This is a genomic window from Streptomyces sp. WAC00040, from assembly GCF_056835925.1.
Genome location: NZ_JAKQZE010000001.1, coordinates 626174 through 643690, shown reverse-complemented (window position 1 = coordinate 643690; position 17517 = coordinate 626174). Strand labels below are relative to the sequence as shown.

The window sequence follows — 17517 nt, the reverse complement described above, 5'->3', positions numbered from 1 at the left end:
GACGCCGAGATCGGCGGGTAGGTTGCCTGAAGTTCAGGTGCGGGATGATGGAGCGACATCGATCGTGAACTTCAGGAGAGCTCCCCATGGCACCGCGGATCCTGCTCGCCCGGCACGGCCAGACCGAATGGTCGCTGCTCGGAAGGCACACCGGCAGGACGGACATCCCCCTGCTCGAGGAGGGCCGGCGCGGCGCCAAGCTGCTGGGCGAGCGGCTCCACCGGGCGCCGTGGTCGGGGCTGGAAGGGGTCGAGGTCCGCACCAGCCCGCTCATCAGGGCGAGCGAGACGTGCGCGCTGGCGGGCTTCGGGGAGCGGGCGCAGGCCTGGGACCCGCTGATGGAATGGGACTACGGCGCGTTCGAGGGCCTCACGCCGGCCGAGATCCAGGACATCCGGCCCGGCTGGCTCCTGTGGAGCGACGGCGCACCCGACGGCGAGACCCTCGCGGACGTGTCCGCCCGCGCGGACGAGGTCGTCGAATGGGCCCGCTCGGCCGACCGCGACGTACTGGTCTTCGCCCACGGCCACATCCTGCGCTCGATCGGGGCCAGGTGGCTGGGCGAGCACATCTCCTTCGGGGCGCGCATCCGGCTGGATCCGACGAGCCTGTCGGTGCTGGGGTGGGCGTACGGGGAGCCGGCGATCGAGCGGTGGAACGACACGGGGCACCAGGAGGGGTGACGGTGGTGGCGGCTGCGCGGGTCCTGTTCCCCTGCACCCCACTTCCCGAAATCGGGGCAGGCCCCCGGGCTCCGTACCGCCTTCGACGGCGCCCTCGAGCGCCGGGCGGGCTGAAGCTGCCCGGCAACTCCAGCCTCGCCGGCGTTTGAGGCGCGGGGGTCCGGGGCCGGAGCCCCGGCTTCGGGAAGGGGCGGGGTGGGGAACGGGCCCCACGCAGCCGCCATGTCGTCGTGGCGTCAGGCGCGGCCCGTTGCCGTCTCGCGGTGGTGGAGGAAGGCGGAGACCGACGGGCTGCGGCGGTGCGGCAGGAGGACCTTAGCCGTATCCGACAGCATCGCGTGGATGCGGGACGACCGGACCTCGCCCAGCAGTTCGAGCACCTGCTCGCCCGCCGCGGCCGCCTCCTCCGGCTCACCCGCCCGGGCCAGGTCCGCGGCCAGCTCGGCCCGGTACAGCGCGAGGTTGCGGGTGAAGCGGTGGTCCTGCAGGGCCGCCGCGCGACGCGCGTGGCGGGCCGCGCGGGCCCATTCGCCGAGGGCCGACCAGCACTGCGCCTGGAGCGCCTCCAGTTCGGGTTCGGCGAAGAAGGACATCCACTCGGGGTCGGCGTCCGAGGCGCCGCGCCCGAAGTGTGCGTGTGCCCTGGCCAGCGACTGCTCGCAGCCGGCGCGGTCGCCGAGCCCCGCCCAGCCGCCCGCCTCCCGCAGCGCGAGCAGCGCCAGCAGCCGTGGGGAGGCGACCAGCCGGGCCGCCTGCTGGCCGGCCTGCGCGGTGCGCACGGCCTCCCGGTGCCGGCCCGCGTCCCTGGCGAGGAAAGACGTGTTGCAGAACGCGTGCGCCTCCAGCGCAGGGTCGCCCGCCACGCGCGCGGTCGCGAGGGCCTCCGCGTAGTGCGATCGCGCGTCCTCGAGACGGCCTGAGTCATGGGCGAGCCAGCCCACCGAAATGGCGAGCTCACCGGCGCCGGTGTGCAGCCGCCGCGCGGTCGACCTGCGGGCCGGCGTGCAGGCGTCGAGCAGCGCGTACGCGGCCCTCAGCGGCTGCGCGGCGCGGCGGTACAGACCGTCGGCGCCGTGCCGGTCGTCGAGCAGCCGGATACGGCGTACCGCCTCCTCGACGGCGCTGACCTCGGCCTCGCCGACTCTCCGCGGGTCGGGCAAGGATCCGGGGCCGAGCCCCAGGGACGCGGCCGCCACCGTGGTGGAGCCGCTCGTCATGAATGCGCGACGCAGCACGTCGCTCTCCTCGTCGCTGTCGCTTTCGCTGCTGCCGAGGGGGAGCCGGCAGCAGGGGTGGTGGTGCGGAACGGCCGCGTCCGCCGCCCGGTCCGGCGGCGGTGACGCGGGCGCGGCCCGGTTCCCCGCGCCGCGCCCGCGCACCTGTTCCCGGGCGGTGAAGCCCAGGTCCGTCAGCGCCAGGCCGGGGAACATGTGCAGGAAAACCCGCTCGTACGCGTAGTTCGGGCAGCGGATCTCCCCGGACTCGACCCGGCCGATGTAGCGCGCGTCGCAGGAGACCTGCTCGCCGATCTCGCGGGCCGCCCGCCGTACTGCCGTCGCGAACTCGCCCGGTGAGCGGTGTCCGCGCAGTCTGCGGAAAGCCAGGTTGGGTACGGGGGCAGGAACCGCCCGTGATGCCTTTGACGATGACGCCATGGCCGAGGCCTCTCTTGGTGCGGCCGTGTTCCGGCGGGGCAAGAACGTACCTGCTGTGACAGGCCCTTCACACAGGGTTTGGCAACAAAAGGGACATCTCGTCGGTGTTCTGCCATGAACTGCCATCCTTTGCGGCGGCGTGCCGCCGTAGCCCTTGACGCGTACGGGCGTTGAACCGTCGGAGGCGCGTTACGTGTCTCCACTCGAGCGAGGAGGGGATCCCCTTGTTGGAGGTCGGCATGGAGACCAGCGCGACGCCCTCGACCACTGCCGGGCACCGGCCCACCCCGGACGGCAGTGCACCACCCTTCTGCGACGTGGCGGTGCCCGGCGGGCCGGCAGAGCCTTGCGATCTGGTGACCGTTCCCGCTCGGCAGGGCCTCGAGGCGGTGGACATCCTTCGCCGCGCCGCCGCTCCCGCGGTCGGGCCGGTGCTCCACGACGGGGCCTGCGACACCCTGGGTTTCCTTGTTCCGCCCGGTACGGCCGACGCCTGGGACATGCCGGGCAGCGCCTGTACGCAGACCTCCGGCCGGGGCCTGCGCATCCCGGCGGAGTTACCGGTCACCGGGTCGGGCTGGCTGCTGCCGCCCGGTGACGACGCGGACACCGTCACGGACCCGGTGGTGCTGCGGGAGGCGTTGGGGGAGGCTGCCCGTCTGATCGAGGCGGCGGACAACTGCCGCTGAGGCCGACCCGGCGGAGGACCCGGACGCGGGGGGTCCGCGGCCGGGCGATAATGGACGCGTGGCGAAAAGCAAGCGGCGTGGGGGCGGTGGACCGGAGTCCGTCGTCGCCGCCGTGGACGGAGGACTCGCGGAGCTGATACCCGACCGGGAACGCCCGCGCGGCTGGACGCTGCTCATCGACGGTGCGCCGCAGTCGCACGTGGATCTCGACGACCCGGCGTATCTCTCCTTCGAGTACCAGCGCCGGCTGGGCCACGCGGTGGACCTCGCCGCACCTCCCGGGCGTCCCCTCCAGGTCGTGCACCTCGGTGGCGGGGCGTTCACCCTCGCCCGGTACGTCGCCGCCACACGCCCCCGTTCCACCCAGCAGATCGTCGAACTGGACGCGGCTCTCGTCCAACTCGTACGCGCGCACCTGCCGCTGAACCCCGGCGCGCGGATACGGGTCAGATCGACCGACGCGCGGGCAGGTCTGGCGAAGGTGCCGGACGGCTGGGCGGACGTGGTGATCGCGGACGTGTTCAGCGGGGCGCGCACCCCCGCACATCTGACCAGCACGGAGTTCCTCGCAGAGGTGCGCAGGGTGATGAGGCCCGGCGGCAGCTACGTCGCCAACATCGCCGACGGGCCGCCGCTCACACATCTGCGGGCCCAGATCGCCACCGCCTCGGCCGTCTTTCCCGAGCTCGCGCTCGCCGCCGATCCGACGGTGCTGCGCGGGCGTCGCTTCGGCAACGCCGTGCTTCTCGCGTCGGACAGGGAACTGCCGATCGCCGAATTCACCCGCCGGGTCGCGAGCGACCCGTTCGCCGGACGCGTCGAACACGGGCGGGCACTGGCCGACTTCACCGGCGGGGCGGCGCCCGTGACGGACGCGAGCGCCAAGCCGTCGCCGGTGCCGCCGCCCGCGGCGTTCCGCTGACCTTCGGGTGACGGGGACTCTCAGCGCTCGTCGAACTGCACCATCGGAGGATGGCCGTTCCAGGTGCAGAACACCGACACCTCGTGACCGTCCTGCGTGAACGTGACACGGATCCACGACGGCTGGGTCCACACCTGCATCTGCCAGCCCGCCGCAGGAGTCGCCGAGACGAGTTCGGCCGCGCTGTCACCGATGTCGAAGACGACCCGGCCGCCCTTGACGTTGTAGCCCTTCACATTTCCGGTATCCGAAGGCGGCGGCGGTGAAGGCGACTTCGGCGGGGGGGCCTTCTTCGTCGGTGAGGCGGGCGGAGGCGTCGTCGGCGGGCGCGTGCCCGGCGAGGCGGACGGGCTCGGCGGCCGCGCCGTCGACGACGCCTGCGGCTTCGCGGCCTGCGCCGTCGAGTTCTGCGCGGTGATGGGAAGAGCGCGCGGCCGGTCGTACGCGGTTCCGGCCATGACCGTGTGAACGCCCCACCAGGACAGCGTCACCGCCGCGCCGGTGGACAGCGACCACGCCATGGCATGTACGAGTCCTCGATGCATCCGGGCCATAGTGCACCACCCGCCCCCGACTTGTCCCGAACGGGACCGGGTACTCCGGATGGCGTACGGTGCCGCCCATGGCAAGTGTGCTCGTGGTCGAGGACGACCAGTTCGTGCGCTCCGCCCTCATCAGGCACTTGACCGAGGCCTCCCACACGGTACGGAGCGTCGGCACGGCCCTCGAGGCGCTGCGCGAGGTGGCCCATTTCCGGTTCGACGTCGTCATTCTCGACCTCGGACTGCCCGATCTGGACGGCGCGGAGGCGCTGAAGATGCTCCGCGGCATCACCGACGTTCCCGTGATCATCGCGACCGCGCGGGACGACGAGGCGGAGATCGTACGGCTGCTCAACGACGGTGCCGACGACTATCTGACCAAGCCGTTCTCCGTGGAGCACCTGTCGGCCAGGATGGCGGCCGTGCTGCGCCGTTCCCGGGCAGCCGGCGAGGCGCCGCCCTCGCGGGTGATCCAGGTCGGCGGGCTGTCCATCGACCCGCTGCGCCGCCAGGCCGAACTGGACGGCGACCGCCTCGACCTCACCCGCCGGGAGTTCGATCTGCTGGCCTTCCTCGCCGGCCGGCCCGGGGTCGTCGTCCCCCGCAGGGAGTTGCTGGCCGAGGTCTGGCAGCAGAGCTACGGCGACGACCAGACCATCGACGTCCATCTGAGCTGGCTGCGCCGCAAACTCGGCGAGACGGCGGCCAAGCCGCGCTATCTGCACACGCTGCGCGGGGTCGGAGTGAAGCTCGAGCCACCGAACGGACACCTGCCATGAGATGGGCGCTCGTCAAGGTCTCCCTGGCCGTCACCGTGATGGTGGTGCTCGCCTTCGCACTGCCCCTGGGCATCGTCATCAAGGAGATGGCCCGTGACCGTGCCTTCTCCAACGCCGAGCGGCAGGCCGCGACGATCGGCCCCACCCTGACCGTCACGACAGAACGCCGCCCGCTGGAACGGGCCGTCGAGTCGACCCCGGCCGGTGCGGTCGGACGGATGGCCGTGCACATCCCCGCGTCCGGCGAACCGGGCAGCCTGCCGCTGGAGATAGGCAAGCGCCGGGCGGCGAAGAAGGACCTGGCGACCGTCGAACGGATCGGCCGTGCCTCGATCACCGAGGTGTCCGGCGGCTCGGCGCTGCTGCAACCGACCGCGATCGGGACCGGTCAGATCGCCGTCGTCGAGATATTCGTGCCCGAGGGGGAGGTCTCCAACGGTGTGGACACCGCCTGGCTGGTCCTCGCCGGAGTCGGCCTCGCGCTGATCGTCGGCTCCGTCGCGGTCGCCGACCGGCTCGGCGTGCGGATGGTGCAGCCGGCGCAGCGGCTCGCGGGCGCCGCCCACGACCTGGGGGAGGGCCGGCTCGGGGCCCGGGTCCCGGAGGAGGGGCCGCCCGAACTGCGTTCCGCTGCTGTCGCGTTCAACTCCATGGCCGACCAGGTCGTCCAGCTCCTGGCCAACGAGCGCGAGCTGGCCGCCGATCTCTCGCACCGGCTCCGGACCCCGCTGACCGTGCTCCGGCTGAACGCCGCGTCGCTGGGTGAGAGCACCGCCGCCGAGCAGACCCGGGCTGCCGTCGCGCAGCTGGAACGCGAGGTCGACACCATCATCCGCACCGCCCGCGAAGCGAAGCCGCAGACCGCGGCGGCCGGCCCCGGCGCGGGCTGCGACGTCTCGGAAGTGGTCCGCGAGCGGATGGGATTCTGGTCGGCGCTGGCGGAGGACGAGGGCCGCAAGGTCCGGCTCGCCGGAGTGGACCGGCCCGTGCGCATCCCGGTCGCGCGCCCAGAACTCGCCGCCGCGCTCGACGCGCTGCTCGGCAACGTCTTCCGCCACACGTCCGAAGGCACGGCCTTCTCGGTCGACGTGCACAACAGCGACGACGCGGTCATCGTGCTGGTCTCCGACGCCGGCCCGGGCATCGCCGACCCGGCGGCCGCCATGGCCCGGGGCAACAGCGGTGCGAGGGACGGCTCGACGGGCCTCGGCCTGGACATCGTGCGCCGGGTCGCGGAGTCCACGGGCGGCGACGTACGGATCGGCAGGTCCGTCCTCGGGGGCACCGAGGTACGGATCTGGATCGGCCTCGACCCCCGCGAGGCCGCCGGCGGCCGGGGCCGCAGCCGGCACCGGGGGAGGGTTCCGCGCCGTCGTAAGGCCGCCCCGCGGTAGCGCCCGACCGCGTCCTCGCGGCACAGCATTAATCGCTTCCGATGCCTCCCTTAAGCGCGCCCTAAGAAGACCGACCGCCGTCACTGATCGGTTATTTGTCCGATTCGGGGTCGCTAGCGTGCAGCGCACCACCCCCCGACTTCGCACGCAGAGGCAGGCATCCGATGGGCAGCAGTACGCACCGGCGCAGGGCGAGCGTCAGGACCAAGGCGGTCGGCGCGGTCGTCGTGACCGCTGTGATCGGCGGCACGGCGGTCGTCCTCACCGGCACCGCCCAGGCCGCGGCGGTCGGCGCCGCCTACACCCGGACCAGTACCTGGGACGGCGGCTACACCGGCCAGTACGTCATCACCAACGAGACCGGCGAGGCCCGGACGGACTGGACCCTCGAGTTCGAGCTGCCCGCCGGGACGAGGATCAGCTCCCTGTGGAACGGCGAGCACACCGTGGACGGGCAGCAGGTCACGGTGAAGCCCGCGAGCTGGAACAAGAGCCTGGCGCCGGGTGCTTCGGTCACCGTCGGCTTCGTCACCTCCGCGAGCGGACAGGCTGCCGACCCGACGGCCTGTCTCATCGACGAGATCAAGTGCTCGGTGGACGACGGTGCCACGCCGCAGCCGAGCGGCCGCCCCACGGAGCAGCCCGCACCGACGCCGACCGCTACCCCCACGCAGAAGCCGACCCCCACCCCCCCCCCCCCCCCCCACCGCCACTGCCACCCCGACGCCGACCCCCACGTCGACCGGGGCCCCGAAGCCGGGCGGCACCGCGCGCTACGCGCCGTACATCGACACCTCCCTGTACCCGGCCTACGACATGCTCGACACGGCGGCGAAGACGGGCGTCAAGGAGTTCAACCTCGCCTTCATCACCTCCGGCGGCGGCTGCGCCCCGCTGTGGGGCGGTGTCACCGACCTGGCGAACGACAAGGTCGCCGCCCAGATCGGGGCCCTCCGGGCCAAGGGCGGCGACGTCCGGGTCTCCTTCGGCGGCGCGGCCGGCCACGAGCTGGCGCTGAACTGCTCCTCCGCCGACGACCTGGCGAAGGCGTACGGCAAGGTCATCGACACCTACAAGCTCACGAAGGTCGACTTCGACGTCGAAGGCGCGGCGCTGCCCGACACGGCCGCCAACTCCCGGCGCTCGCAGGCCATCGCGCAGCTCCAGAAGTCGCATCCCGGCCTGAACGTCTCCTTCACGCTGCCCGTCATGCCCGAGGGCCTCACCCAGCCCGGCGTGGACCTGGTCGCCGACGCCAAGAAGAACGGCGTGCGCGTCGACGCGGTCAACATCATGGCGATGGACTACGGCCCGGCGTACAGCGGCGACATGGGCGAGTACGCGATCCAGGCGGCCACCGCCACCCAGGCGCAGATCAAGGGTGTGCTCGGGCTCTCGGACACGGCCGCGTGGCAGACCGTCGCGGTCACCCCGATGATCGGCGTGAACGACGTGGTGACGGAGATCTTCAAGGTCGACGACGCCACGCAGCTCGTGAAGTTCGCCGAGTCGAAGAACCTGGGCTGGCTGTCGATGTGGTCCTCGACCCGCGACAAGCAGTGCGCCGGCGGGGAGAAGCCGGCGGCGGACGCGACGTGCAGCTCGATCCTGCAGGAGCCGCTGGCCTTCACGAAGGCCTTCTCCGCGTACCAGTAGCCACCCCGTCCCCCCACGGCGAAGCCCCGGGCCGGCCCCCACCCGCCCGGGGCCCCGCCACGCCCTCACCCGACCGGGCTTCGCCCGCTGTCGCCGGGTTCCGGGCCGGGTTTCGCCCACTGCCGCATCCGCCTCACGGCCGGGCGTCGCCCGCTGAAGCCACCGCGCTCCGCTCGGTGTTCTGAGGGCTGTGCCCCGGCCCCGCATCGCCTTCGGCGGTGCTTCGGGGGTCCTCCGCCGTTCGGCGGCCGGGCCTGGCAGGCCCCCTGGCCTTGAACTCCCGTACGGCCTGCCGCCCCGGGCGTGCGCCGAGCGAGGCTGGATTGCCGCCGCCCGCGGCGCAGGCCGGAGCCGCCGCCACAGGCGAGCCCGGCGGCGGGGGCAGGGCTGGATGCCGCTGAGCGGCATTTCCAGCCCGTCCGGCGTTCGAGGACACCGCACGAAGCGTGGTACGGGGTCCCGGGCGGAGCCCGGTTCCGGGAAGGGGCGGGGAGGGGAACAGGCCCCGCGCGCAGCCGCCCGCACGCCCCGCGCCCGCGCCGTCACCCCTTGACGGCCCCCTGCATGATGCCGCCAACGATCTGCTTGCCGAAGGCGACGAACGCGACCAGCAAAGGCAGCGTCCCCAACAGCGCTCCCGCCATGATCACCGACTGGTCGGGGATGTAGCCCTGCCCGAGGCCCGCCAGGGCCACCTGCACCGTCGGGTTGCCGCTCTGCGTCAGCGCGAGGATCGGCCAGAAGAAGTCGTTCCAGGCCATCACGAACGTCAGCATCCCGAGGACGGCCATCGCCGGCCGCGCCGCGGGGAACACGATGTGCCACACCACGCGCAGGCTGCTCGCGCCGTCGACCTTGGCGGCCTCGATCAGTTCACCGGGCAGTGCCTCCATCAGGTACTGACGCATGAAGAACACCCCGAAGGCGCTGACCAGCGTAGGCAGGATGACGGACTGGAGCTGGTCGGTCCAGGACAGTTCGGCGATCAGCATGTACAGCGGCACGACGCCGAGCTGCGGAGGCACCATCATCGTGCCGATGACGAGCAGCAGCAGCGCGTTCTTCATCCTGAACCGAAGCTTGGCGAAGGCGAACCCGGCGAACGTGGAGAAGACCACGGTGCCCGCCGCGACCGATCCGGCGACGACCGTCGTGTTGAGCAGGGCGGTGCCCATGTTCGCGTCGGTCCAGGCGATCTCCAGATTGCGCAAGAGCCGGCTGCCGAACCAGAACGGCGGGGGAGTCTGGGCGAGTCGGGTGTTGGTGCGGGAGGCGGCGACCGCCGTCCACACCAGTGGGAAGAGGGAGCCGGCGGTGAACACGATCAACGCGGCGTAGGCGAACCTCCCACCGTTCAACTGCCGCCCCGCACGCCCCTTGCGCCCTGTCATCGTCGTCTCCGCTCCGCTCTACGCGCTCTTGCTCAAGCGGCGCGCGACCAGCCAGTTCACCGCGCCGACGACCAGCAGCATCAGGAACATCGCCCAGGCGATCGCGGAGGCCCGGCCCAGGTGCAGGTTCACCCACCCCTGCTCGTACAGATAGAGACCGAGCGTCTGGAACTGGTGGTCCGCGCCGCCCGTCGCGCCGGCCCCGCCGCTGAACAGCAGGGGCTCGCCGAACAGCTGGGTCGCGCCGATCGTGGAGACCACGCAGGTGAACAGGATCGTGTGGCGCAGGGACGGCACCGTGACATGGATGAACTGCTGCCACGGCGAGGCGCCGTCGAGCGCGGCCGACTCGTACAGGTCCTTCGGGACGACCTGCATCGCCGCGAGATAGATCAGCGCGTTGTAACCCGTCCAGCGCCAGATCACGATCGTCGAGACCGCGAGCTGCGAGGTCCACTGCCCGTTCTGCCAGTCGACGTCACCGATGCCGACCAGCCCCAGCGCCCAGTTGACCATCCCGTAGTCGCGGCCGAAGAGCAGCACGAAGACGAGCGTCGCGGCGGCGACGGACGTCGCGTACGGGGTGAGGGCGGCGACCCTGAAGAACATCGAGCCGCGAAGCCGGTGGTTGAGCAGATGTGCGATGCCGAGCGCCATGAGCAGCTGCGGCACGGTCGACATCAGTCCGATGGTGACCGTGTTCCTGAGCGCGTTCCAGAAGAACTCGTCCTCGAGGAGGCGCGAGAAGTTGCGCAGCCCGACCCATTCCATGTCGGTGGGCGCGGTGAGCTCCACCCGGTGCAGCGAGGCCCAGCCGGTGTAGAGCAGCGGGAAGAGGCCGAAGGCGAGGAAGAAGACGAAGAACGGTGCGACGAAGGCGTACGGGCTCCATCTGACGTCGCGCCGGTAGCGGCGTGAGCGCTTCGCACGCCGCCGCTGCGTGGCGGCGTCCGTGTCGTCGGAGGCTCCGCGGTCCATCGCGGACCCCGGCTTCCCGGGGGGTTCGACGTGCGCGGCCGGCCTGCCGTGTGCGGTTTCCGGCACGTCACTCGTCCAAGGCGTTGTCGATCGCCTTGACCGCCGCGTCCCAGCCCTCTTGCGGGCTGCGGCCCTTCTGGTCCACCTGGAGCATGCCGATGTCGGCCAGGTTCTGCGCGATGATCAGGTCCTTGGGCCCCACGATCTGCACCGGGACGTCCTGCGCGGCCCTGGAGAAGATCTTCCCGATGGGCGCGCCCCCGAAGTAGGGGTGCGTGGCGTCGGCGACGGCGGGCAGCGAGTAGGCGGCCTCGGCGCTGGGGAAGCTGCCGCGCTCGGTGAACAGCTTCGCCTGCTGCTCGGGCGCGGTCAGCCAGGCGGCGAGCTTCGCCGCCTCGGCGGTGTTGTCGCCCGTCCTCGGCACGACCAGGAACGAGCCGCCCCAGTTGCTCGGCCGTGGCGCGGCGGCGACGTCCCACTTGCCCTTGCCGGCGGCGCCCGCCTTGTCCTGGATGTGGCCGAGCATCCAGGCGGGGCAGGAGAGGGTGGCGAAGGCGCCGTTGGACATGGCCTGGTCCCAGGACGGCGTGAACTGCTGGAGCCTGCCGGTCAGTTTCTCCGTGGCGAACTCGGCGGCGAGGTCCCAGGCCTGCTTCACGGCCGGGCTGGTCTTGTAGACGATCTCGCCTTTCTCGTCGTAGAAACGTTTCTCGTTGCTGCCCGTGACGGCCGCCATCACGCCCGAGGCGGAGTCGACGAAGGCCGTCCCCTCGGGCGCCCGGGCCTTGTACCTCCTGCCCGTCTCCAGGTACTTGTCCCAGTCCCCGGCCCACAGTCTGCCGACCTCCTCGCGGTCGGTCGGCAGGCCGGCCTTCTCGAAGAGGTCCTTGCGGTAGCAGATTCCCTGGGGGCCGATGTCGGTGCCGAGACCGACCGTCTTCCCGTCCTTGGTGGTGGCCTGCGCCCATTTCCAGTCGAGGAACGAGTCCTTGCTGACGCCCTCGGCCTTGCCCAGATCGACGAGCCGGTCCGCCTGGGTCGCGGCGACCTCGGCGATGTTGTTGACCTCGACGGCCTGGATGTCGGCGAGACCGCTGCCGGTGCTGAGGTGGGTGAGCAGCTGCGGGTAGTAGTTCTCGTTCCGCTGGATCGAGGTCTGCTTGATCCTGATGTCCGGGTGGAGCTTCATGTACTCCTCGTACAGCCCCGCCTCCTTGAGACCGAAGGCTCCGAAGACGCCCACCGTGATGATGGTCCTCCCCTTGCCGCCACCGCCGTCGTAGGCGCTGTCGCCCGGCTCTTCGCCGTCCTTGGCGCAGCCTGCGAGGAGCCCGGCGCCCAGCGCGACGACGACCGCGAGGATTGCGGTCCTGCGCATGACGACCTCCTTCGGGGAGTGCCGTCACCCCCGGGTCCTGACGTGCCGCCCGCGGCCGTACTTGTGTTGGGACCCGTACTTTTAGCACGCCGTGGGCGACCGTGGCACGGGCGGTGGCCTGCGGCTTTGCCCACTGGGCGCCGACAGGGGAATGGGAGCGCTCCCAAGCGTGATCGGCCGCGTTCGTCGTCCGAGAGGGGAGGTCCGAAGGTGCCGCGGCACGTTATGTTCTCCGCCTGGGCAGCCTGGGGAGGCGGACACGATGTCTCGGACCATCCGTACGGGGAACGGGGGGCGGGCCACCGGTCTGCCCACACTCGAGGAGGTCGCCGCGCGGGCGGGGGTCGGACGCGGGACGGTCTCCCGGGTCATCAACGGCTCGCCGCGCGTCAGCGAGGAGACCCGCGCGCTGGTCGAGGCGGCCGTCGCGGAACTGGGTTACGTCCCCAACCGGGCGGCCCGGGCGCTCGCGGGCAACCGTACGGACGCCATCGCGCTCGTCGTCCCGGAGCCGGAGGACCGTTTCTTCGCGGAGCCGTACTTCTCCGAGATGGTGCGCGGCGTCGGAGCCGCCCTCGCCGACACCGAGATGCAGCTGCTGCTGACGCTCGCCGGCAACGACCGCGAACGCAAGACGCTCGCCCAGTACCTCGCCGCCCACCGGGTCGACGGCGTGCTGCTGGTCTCGATGCACGCGGGCGACCCGCTGCCGGACCTGTTGGAGCAGCTCTCCATCCCGGTGGTCATCAGCGGCCGCCGAGCGGCTGACGAGACGCTGGCAGCGGTCGACTCCGACAACTTCGAGGGCGCACGGGCGGCCGTCGCCCACCTGGCCGCGCGGGGGCGGCGCGCCGTCGCGACGATCACCGGCCCCCTGGACGTGTACGGCGCCGAGCGCCGCCTCGACGGCTACCGCTCCGGCGTCGCCGACGCCGGCCTGGACGTCGACCCCCGGCTCACGGCCGTGGCCGACTTCACCGAGCAGGGCGGCCGCCTCGCGATGCGCAGGCTCCTCGAGGACCGCCCCGACCTCGACGCGGTCTTCGCCGCCTCCGACGTGATGGCTTCCGGCGCCCGGCACGTGCTGCGCGAGGCGGGCCGCCGCATCCCGGACGATGTGGCCCTCGTCGGCTTCGACGACTCTGCGGTGGCCCGGCACATGGACCCGGCGCTCACCAGCGTGCGCCAGCCGACGGAGGAGATGGGACGCACGATGGCCCGGGTCCTGCTCGAGGAGATCGCGGGCCCGTCACCGGAGCGGCCCCAGATCGTGTTGCCCACGGAACTGGTGGTGCGGGACTCGTCGTGACGGCGGCCGGGCGGCGCTCGGGCGCGGTCTCCGCTGTCGGTGACGTTCCTGGGCCGGTGGCCTTCGGTCGGTGACCTCCTTGCTGGGTGACCTTCTTGCTCGGTGATCTTCGGTCGGCGGCCTGCGTCTCATCCACGCTCGCGGAGGTACGCCTCCAACTCGGCGGCCCCGGTCAGCATCGCCCGCCCGCGGGCGGCCAGCCTGCCGTGCCAGTCGCGCAGCGCGGCCTCCAGTGGCTCCGGCCCGCCGGCCGCCCGCACCTGGGCGATCAGCGGGGCGATCTCCTCCAGCGGATAGCCGCCCCGTCTGAGCTGGTGGGCCAGTCGAGCGTCCCGGGCGTCCGCCTCGTCGTAGACGCGGTACCCGGTCAGCGGGTCGCGGCGCGGGTGCACCAGCCCGGCCTGCTCCCATTTGCGCAGCGTCGCGGGCCGGACGCCGAGCTTTCCCGCCAGCGGTCCGATGAACGTGCCGCCGGCCCCGGACGCCGCACGGGGCCTCGAGACCCCACAGGGCTTTGGGACCCCACCGGGCCCGAAGGCCGGGGCGGGCCCGGCTGCCGCACGACGCCGGGTCCCGGCATCCTGTTGGGACGCCGCGCTGGGCCCCAGGTCGCGCAGGGCGCCCTCCACCGCCTGGAGGGTCCGGCGGTCGTCGAGGAGCACGGCGTGACTCTCGTCGATGAGGCGGAACGCCTCCTCGGCCGCGCCCTCGTTCACCGCCCGCATGATCGCCGTCGCCGTCCGGTGGCCGTGGCCCGGTGCCAGGGTGAGGAACGCGCGAAGGGCGGCCGCGTGCAGCGACGAATAGGTCCGGTAGCCATGGGGCGTGCGACCGGCGGCCGGGAGGATGCCGGCCTCCTCGTAGTTCCTGATCGCCTGCGTCGACAGACCGTGCGGGCGCGCCAGGTCGACCGGCCTGAGCCGATCACCGCTTTGAAAGTTTTGCCTCATGGTCCCGCCGATTCAGCGCCAAAGTCTCAACCGAGAGTTCAACGATAGCGTTCAAGGCATGGCTACTGACATCCAGGACACCGTCCATGCCGTCGAGGCCGCCGCCGTCATGAGGCTGCTCCCGGCCCGGCCGCGGATGCTCGCCCTGGGCGAGCCCACCCACGGGGAGGACACTCTGCTCGAGCTGCGCAACGAGCTCTTCCGCCAGCTCGTCGAGCAGGAGGGCCACCGGGCGATCGCGCTCGAGACCGACTGCATGGCGGGCCTGATCGTGGACGACCACGTCACCTCGGGCACCGGCACCCTCGACGAGGTCATGGAGCGCGGATTCAGTCACGGCTGGGGCGCATTTGCGGCCAACCGGGAGCTCGTCCGCTGGATGCGCGACTACAACATCCGCGTCGACGACGACGGCCGTCCCGCGTCCGAGCGGCTCCGCTTCGCCGGCTTCGACGGCCCGCTGGAGATCACCCACGCCGCGAGCCCGCGTCAGGCCCTCACCGCGCTGCACGACCACCTGGTGGCTCAGGTGGACGCGGACCTGCTTCCCTGTACCGCGGAATCGCTCGACCGCCTGCTCGGCGCCGACGACCGGTGGACCGACCCCGCGGTGATGAGGGACCCGTCCCGGTCCGTGGGGCAATCGGCCGACGCGAGGGAGCTGCGGCTGATCGCCGACGATCTGGTGGCGCTGCTCGACGCGCAGACGCCGCACCTGATCACGGCGACCTCGCCGGACGACCGCTACCGGGCACAGCTCCACGGGCGCACCGCGACCGGTCTGCTGCGCTACCACCACTGGATGGCTGACACTTCGCCCGGCCGCATGAGCCGGCTGGTGGGCGTGCGGGACCAGATGATGGCCCACAACCTCCTCGCGGTCGCCGATCGGGGTCCGGCATTCGTCCACGCCCACAACTCCCATCTCCAGCGGGAGAAGAGCACGATGCGGATGGGCGGGACGCCGCTGGAGTGGTGGAGCGCCGGTGCGCTGGTGAGCGCCCGGCTCGGCGAGGAGTACGCGTTCGTGGCCACGGCCCTCGGCACGATCCGGCACCGGGGAGTGGACACCCCGCCGCCGGACACCGTCGAAGGTCTCCTGTACGCGCTCCCGGAGGACCGCTGCGTGATCGACGCCCCGCGGCTGGCAGCCGCCCTCGCCGAGACGCGGCCCGCACCCCGCGTCTCCCCCTGGTTCGGCTATGCCCCGCTCGACCCTGCGCACCTGGCGGGCAGCGACAGCATCGTGTTCGTCAGAGACCTTCCGCAGCGCTAGTGCCACCGGTCGCCGGTAAACCGGGTGCAACGGCGGATCGGCTCCCGGCACACTGCCCGGATGAGATCGAGCACCGCACGGGAACGGGCCCTTCGGCATGTGGCGGAGCTCTCGTCCGGTCCGCCACTGGATCCGGCGCTGCGGGTGACCCTCAACTTCCACCCGGACCGTGCGGCACAGGGCAAACCCGTCCTGGACGCGTTGTCGGAGTCCGGCGTCTACCTCTCACAGTTCGTCACCGGGACGAGCAACGGGGGCCTGACCGCCTTTCCCGGCGGTGACCGGTGGCGGTGGGAGAGCCGGATCTTCTGTGGCGCGTACGACGAGGCGGCCGCTCATGACCGGCCCGTCTACGGGGCGCTGAACTTCCGCCGCAAGCCGGTCGGTGCGGCGCCGCGGTTCGGCTCCGCCCACTTCCGCCTTGCGGCGCACACATCGGCGCGGACCACGTTCTGCTACCCGGACAGCTTTCTCGAACCTTCGGACTTCGGCGTAGCGGACCGCATGGGGCTCATCGAGCTCGCTCTCGCCGACCGCCAGGACGCTCTGGACGACTACATCGAGGCGCAGGTGCACGGGCCGGTCCGGCTGGACCGCGATGTGGAGGCACTGGTTCTCGACCCTTGCTACCGGGGGACGGACGTCGAGGAGGCCGCCCGGCGCCTTCCGTGCCCGGTGGAGTGGCATCCCGGCTTCCGTCTCACGGCCGGAGAGCTGCGCCGCCATCCGTCCTACCGTGGCCAGGAGTACGTCGACCTGGGCGCGCGTATCGCGGTGGGCGGCCTCCTCGATCCGCGCATCGTCGGAGACGCCGTACGCACCGGCCGTCACGACCCGCAGGCGGTCAAGAAGCTGTGGCACTGCCTCGCCCGCTTCGGGGCGCCGCCGCAGTCCGCCGGCGCATCCGCGCCTTCGTCGCACAGTGAGGAAGCCGTGCTCGACGGCCTGCACCGAGAGCCGGCCGGCCCCGGACACGACAAGGGCCCCGGTCCGAAGACCGGGGCCCTTGTCGATCAGGGTGAGTAACGGGACTCGAACCCGCGACATCCTGGACCACAACCAGGTGCTCTACCAGCTGAGCTATACCCACCACGACCGGTCTTTCTCCCGACCGGCCGAGAAAAAGTGTACAGGGTCCGAGCGGGTGCTCGCGCCAGGGTTTCGCGCCGGTGGGGAGCGCCCGTCGTTCCGGGCGGCGACGGCCCGTCGTTACTGCGCGGGCATCACGTATTTGGCCGCGATGGTCTTCGCCGTCTCCGTGTCCGGGCCGGGCTGCGGGACGAAGACCGCCTCGCGGTAGTAGCGGAGCTCGGCGATGGACTCGCGGATGTCGGCCAGAGCCCGGTGGTTGCCGCTCTTCTCCGGGCTGTTGAAGTACGCCCGCGGGTACCAGCGGCGGGCCAGCTCCTTGATCGAGGAGACGTCGACGATCCGGTAGTGGAGAAATGCCTCCAGCGTCGGCATGTCGCGCAGCAGGAAGCCGCGGTCGGTGCCGACCGAGTTGCCGCACAGCGGCGCCTTGCCGGGTTCCTTGACGTGCCGGCGGATGTAGGAGAGGACCTGCTCCTCCGCGTCCGCGAGGGTCTTTCCGTCCGCCAGGACGTCGAGGAGACCCGAGGCGGTGTGCATCTGGCGCACCACTTCCGGCATCGTCTCGAGCGCCGCGTCCGGCGGGCGGATCACGATGTCCACCCCTTCGCCGAGTACGTTCAGTTCCGAGTCGGTGACCAGTGCGGCCACCTCGATGAGTGCGTCGTCCGTCAGCGAGAGCCCGGTCATCTCGCAGTCGATCCACACCATGCGATCGTTCATGCGCCCTACCTTACGGTGGCGGCTGCGCTGCGTAACCGGCCTGGTGAAGCCGGCTGCCCCGAGGGGACCGCCGTCGGACCCGGTGCCCGGACGGCGTCCGGCC

15 protein-coding genes, 1 tRNA gene and 1 pseudogene are annotated in these 17517 nt (G+C 71.8%); 9 read left to right on the top strand and 8 right to left on the bottom strand.

Annotation, left to right across the window (positions count from 1 at the left end; all coding sequences use genetic code 11):
* Window positions 1-86: 86 nt before the first annotated feature.
* Window positions 87-683: a histidine phosphatase family protein gene (locus MDN94_RS02910; RefSeq protein WP_482724418.1), complete on the top strand. Its 597-nt coding sequence runs from the start codon at window positions 87-89 to the stop codon at window positions 681-683.
* A 236-nt stretch (window positions 684-919) separates the two neighbouring features.
* Here the strand turns inward: MDN94_RS02910 and MDN94_RS02905 are convergent, their stop codons facing one another.
* Window positions 920-2338: an NsdA family TPR-like regulatory protein gene (locus tag MDN94_RS02905; protein ID WP_482724417.1), complete on the bottom strand. Its 1419-nt coding sequence runs from the start codon at window positions 2336-2338 to the stop codon at window positions 920-922.
* A 239-nt stretch (window positions 2339-2577) separates the two neighbouring features.
* Between MDN94_RS02905 and MDN94_RS02900 the strand changes: the two genes are divergently transcribed.
* Window positions 2578-3027, top strand: coding sequence for a hypothetical protein (locus MDN94_RS02900; RefSeq protein WP_482724416.1), 450 nt, complete (start codon window positions 2578-2580; stop codon window positions 3025-3027).
* Between the two features lie 58 nt (window positions 3028-3085).
* Entirely contained in the window at window positions 3086-3949 is an 864-nt protein-coding gene (locus MDN94_RS02895; RefSeq protein ID WP_482724415.1) for a spermidine synthase, read from the top strand.
* Between the two features lie 20 nt (window positions 3950-3969).
* Here MDN94_RS02895 and MDN94_RS02890 read toward each other — a convergent pair whose 3' ends face one another.
* Window positions 3970-4503: a hypothetical protein gene (locus MDN94_RS02890; protein WP_482724414.1), complete on the bottom strand. Its 534-nt coding sequence runs from the start codon at window positions 4501-4503 to the stop codon at window positions 3970-3972.
* A gap of 68 nt (window positions 4504-4571) precedes the next feature.
* On the opposite strand from MDN94_RS02890, the gene MDN94_RS02885 reads away from it, so the two are divergent.
* The 3 genes and pseudogenes from MDN94_RS02885 to MDN94_RS02875 all read left to right on the top strand — a co-directional run bounded on the left by MDN94_RS02885 (window position 4572) and on the right by MDN94_RS02875 (window position 8320).
* Complete coding sequence (locus MDN94_RS02885) at window positions 4572-5270, top strand: response regulator transcription factor (RefSeq protein ID WP_482724413.1); 699 nt, start codon at window positions 4572-4574, stop codon at window positions 5268-5270.
* Complete coding sequence (locus MDN94_RS02880) at window positions 5267-6664, top strand: sensor histidine kinase (RefSeq protein WP_482724412.1); 1398 nt, start codon at window positions 5267-5269, stop codon at window positions 6662-6664. The genes MDN94_RS02885 and MDN94_RS02880 overlap by 4 nt, the downstream gene beginning before the upstream one ends.
* Window positions 6665-6828: 164 nt before the next feature.
* Window positions 6829-8320, top strand: a pseudogene (locus tag MDN94_RS02875) (glycoside hydrolase family 18 protein).
* Window positions 8321-8862: 542 nt separating this feature from the next.
* Here the strand turns inward: MDN94_RS02875 and MDN94_RS02870 are convergent.
* The 3 genes from MDN94_RS02870 to MDN94_RS02860 form a co-directional block, all read right to left on the bottom strand.
* Complete coding sequence (locus tag MDN94_RS02870; RefSeq protein ID WP_482724411.1) at window positions 8863-9711, bottom strand: carbohydrate ABC transporter permease; 849 nt, start codon at window positions 9709-9711, stop codon at window positions 8863-8865.
* A gap of 18 nt (window positions 9712-9729) precedes the next feature.
* Complete coding sequence (locus MDN94_RS02865) at window positions 9730-10689, bottom strand: carbohydrate ABC transporter permease (RefSeq protein ID WP_482724410.1); 960 nt, start codon at window positions 10687-10689, stop codon at window positions 9730-9732.
* A gap of 67 nt (window positions 10690-10756) precedes the next feature.
* A complete protein-coding gene (locus MDN94_RS02860; RefSeq protein WP_482724409.1) occupies window positions 10757-12067 on the bottom strand; it encodes an ABC transporter substrate-binding protein in 1311 nt (436 codons plus the stop codon).
* A 262-nt stretch (window positions 12068-12329) separates the two neighbouring features.
* On the opposite strand from MDN94_RS02860, the gene MDN94_RS02855 reads away from it, so the two are divergent.
* On the top strand, window positions 12330-13376 hold the full coding sequence (locus MDN94_RS02855; protein WP_482724408.1) for a LacI family DNA-binding transcriptional regulator: 1047 nt from the start codon (window positions 12330-12332) through the stop codon (window positions 13374-13376).
* Window positions 13377-13504: 128 nt separating this feature from the next.
* Here the strand turns inward: MDN94_RS02855 and MDN94_RS02850 are convergent, their stop codons facing one another.
* On the bottom strand, window positions 13505-14326 hold the full coding sequence (locus MDN94_RS02850) for a TioE family transcriptional regulator (protein ID WP_482724407.1): 822 nt from the start codon (window positions 14324-14326) through the stop codon (window positions 13505-13507).
* Between the two features lie 58 nt (window positions 14327-14384).
* On the opposite strand from MDN94_RS02850, the gene MDN94_RS02845 reads away from it, so the two are divergent.
* Together MDN94_RS02845 and MDN94_RS02840 are read left to right on the top strand one after the other, a co-directional pair.
* Window positions 14385-15602: an erythromycin esterase family protein gene (locus tag MDN94_RS02845; protein WP_482724406.1), complete on the top strand. Its 1218-nt coding sequence runs from the start codon at window positions 14385-14387 to the stop codon at window positions 15600-15602.
* A gap of 60 nt (window positions 15603-15662) precedes the next feature.
* The gene (locus MDN94_RS02840) at window positions 15663-16628 is read left to right on the top strand and encodes a DUF3626 domain-containing protein (RefSeq protein ID WP_482724405.1); all 966 of its coding nucleotides are present in this window, start codon (window positions 15663-15665) and stop codon (window positions 16626-16628) included.
* Here the strand turns inward: MDN94_RS02840 and MDN94_RS02835 are convergent.
* Together MDN94_RS02835 and orn are read right to left on the bottom strand one after the other, a co-directional pair.
* Window positions 16620-16692: transfer RNA gene (locus MDN94_RS02835), tRNA-His, on the bottom strand. The genes MDN94_RS02840 and MDN94_RS02835 overlap by 9 nt on opposite strands.
* 119 nt (window positions 16693-16811) lie before the next feature.
* Window positions 16812-17414 carry an oligoribonuclease gene (gene orn / locus MDN94_RS02830; RefSeq protein ID WP_482724404.1) on the bottom strand — a complete coding sequence of 201 codons (603 nt, stop codon included), beginning with the start codon at window positions 17412-17414 and terminating at the stop codon, window positions 16812-16814.
* Between the last annotated feature and the right edge of the window lie 103 nt (window positions 17415-17517).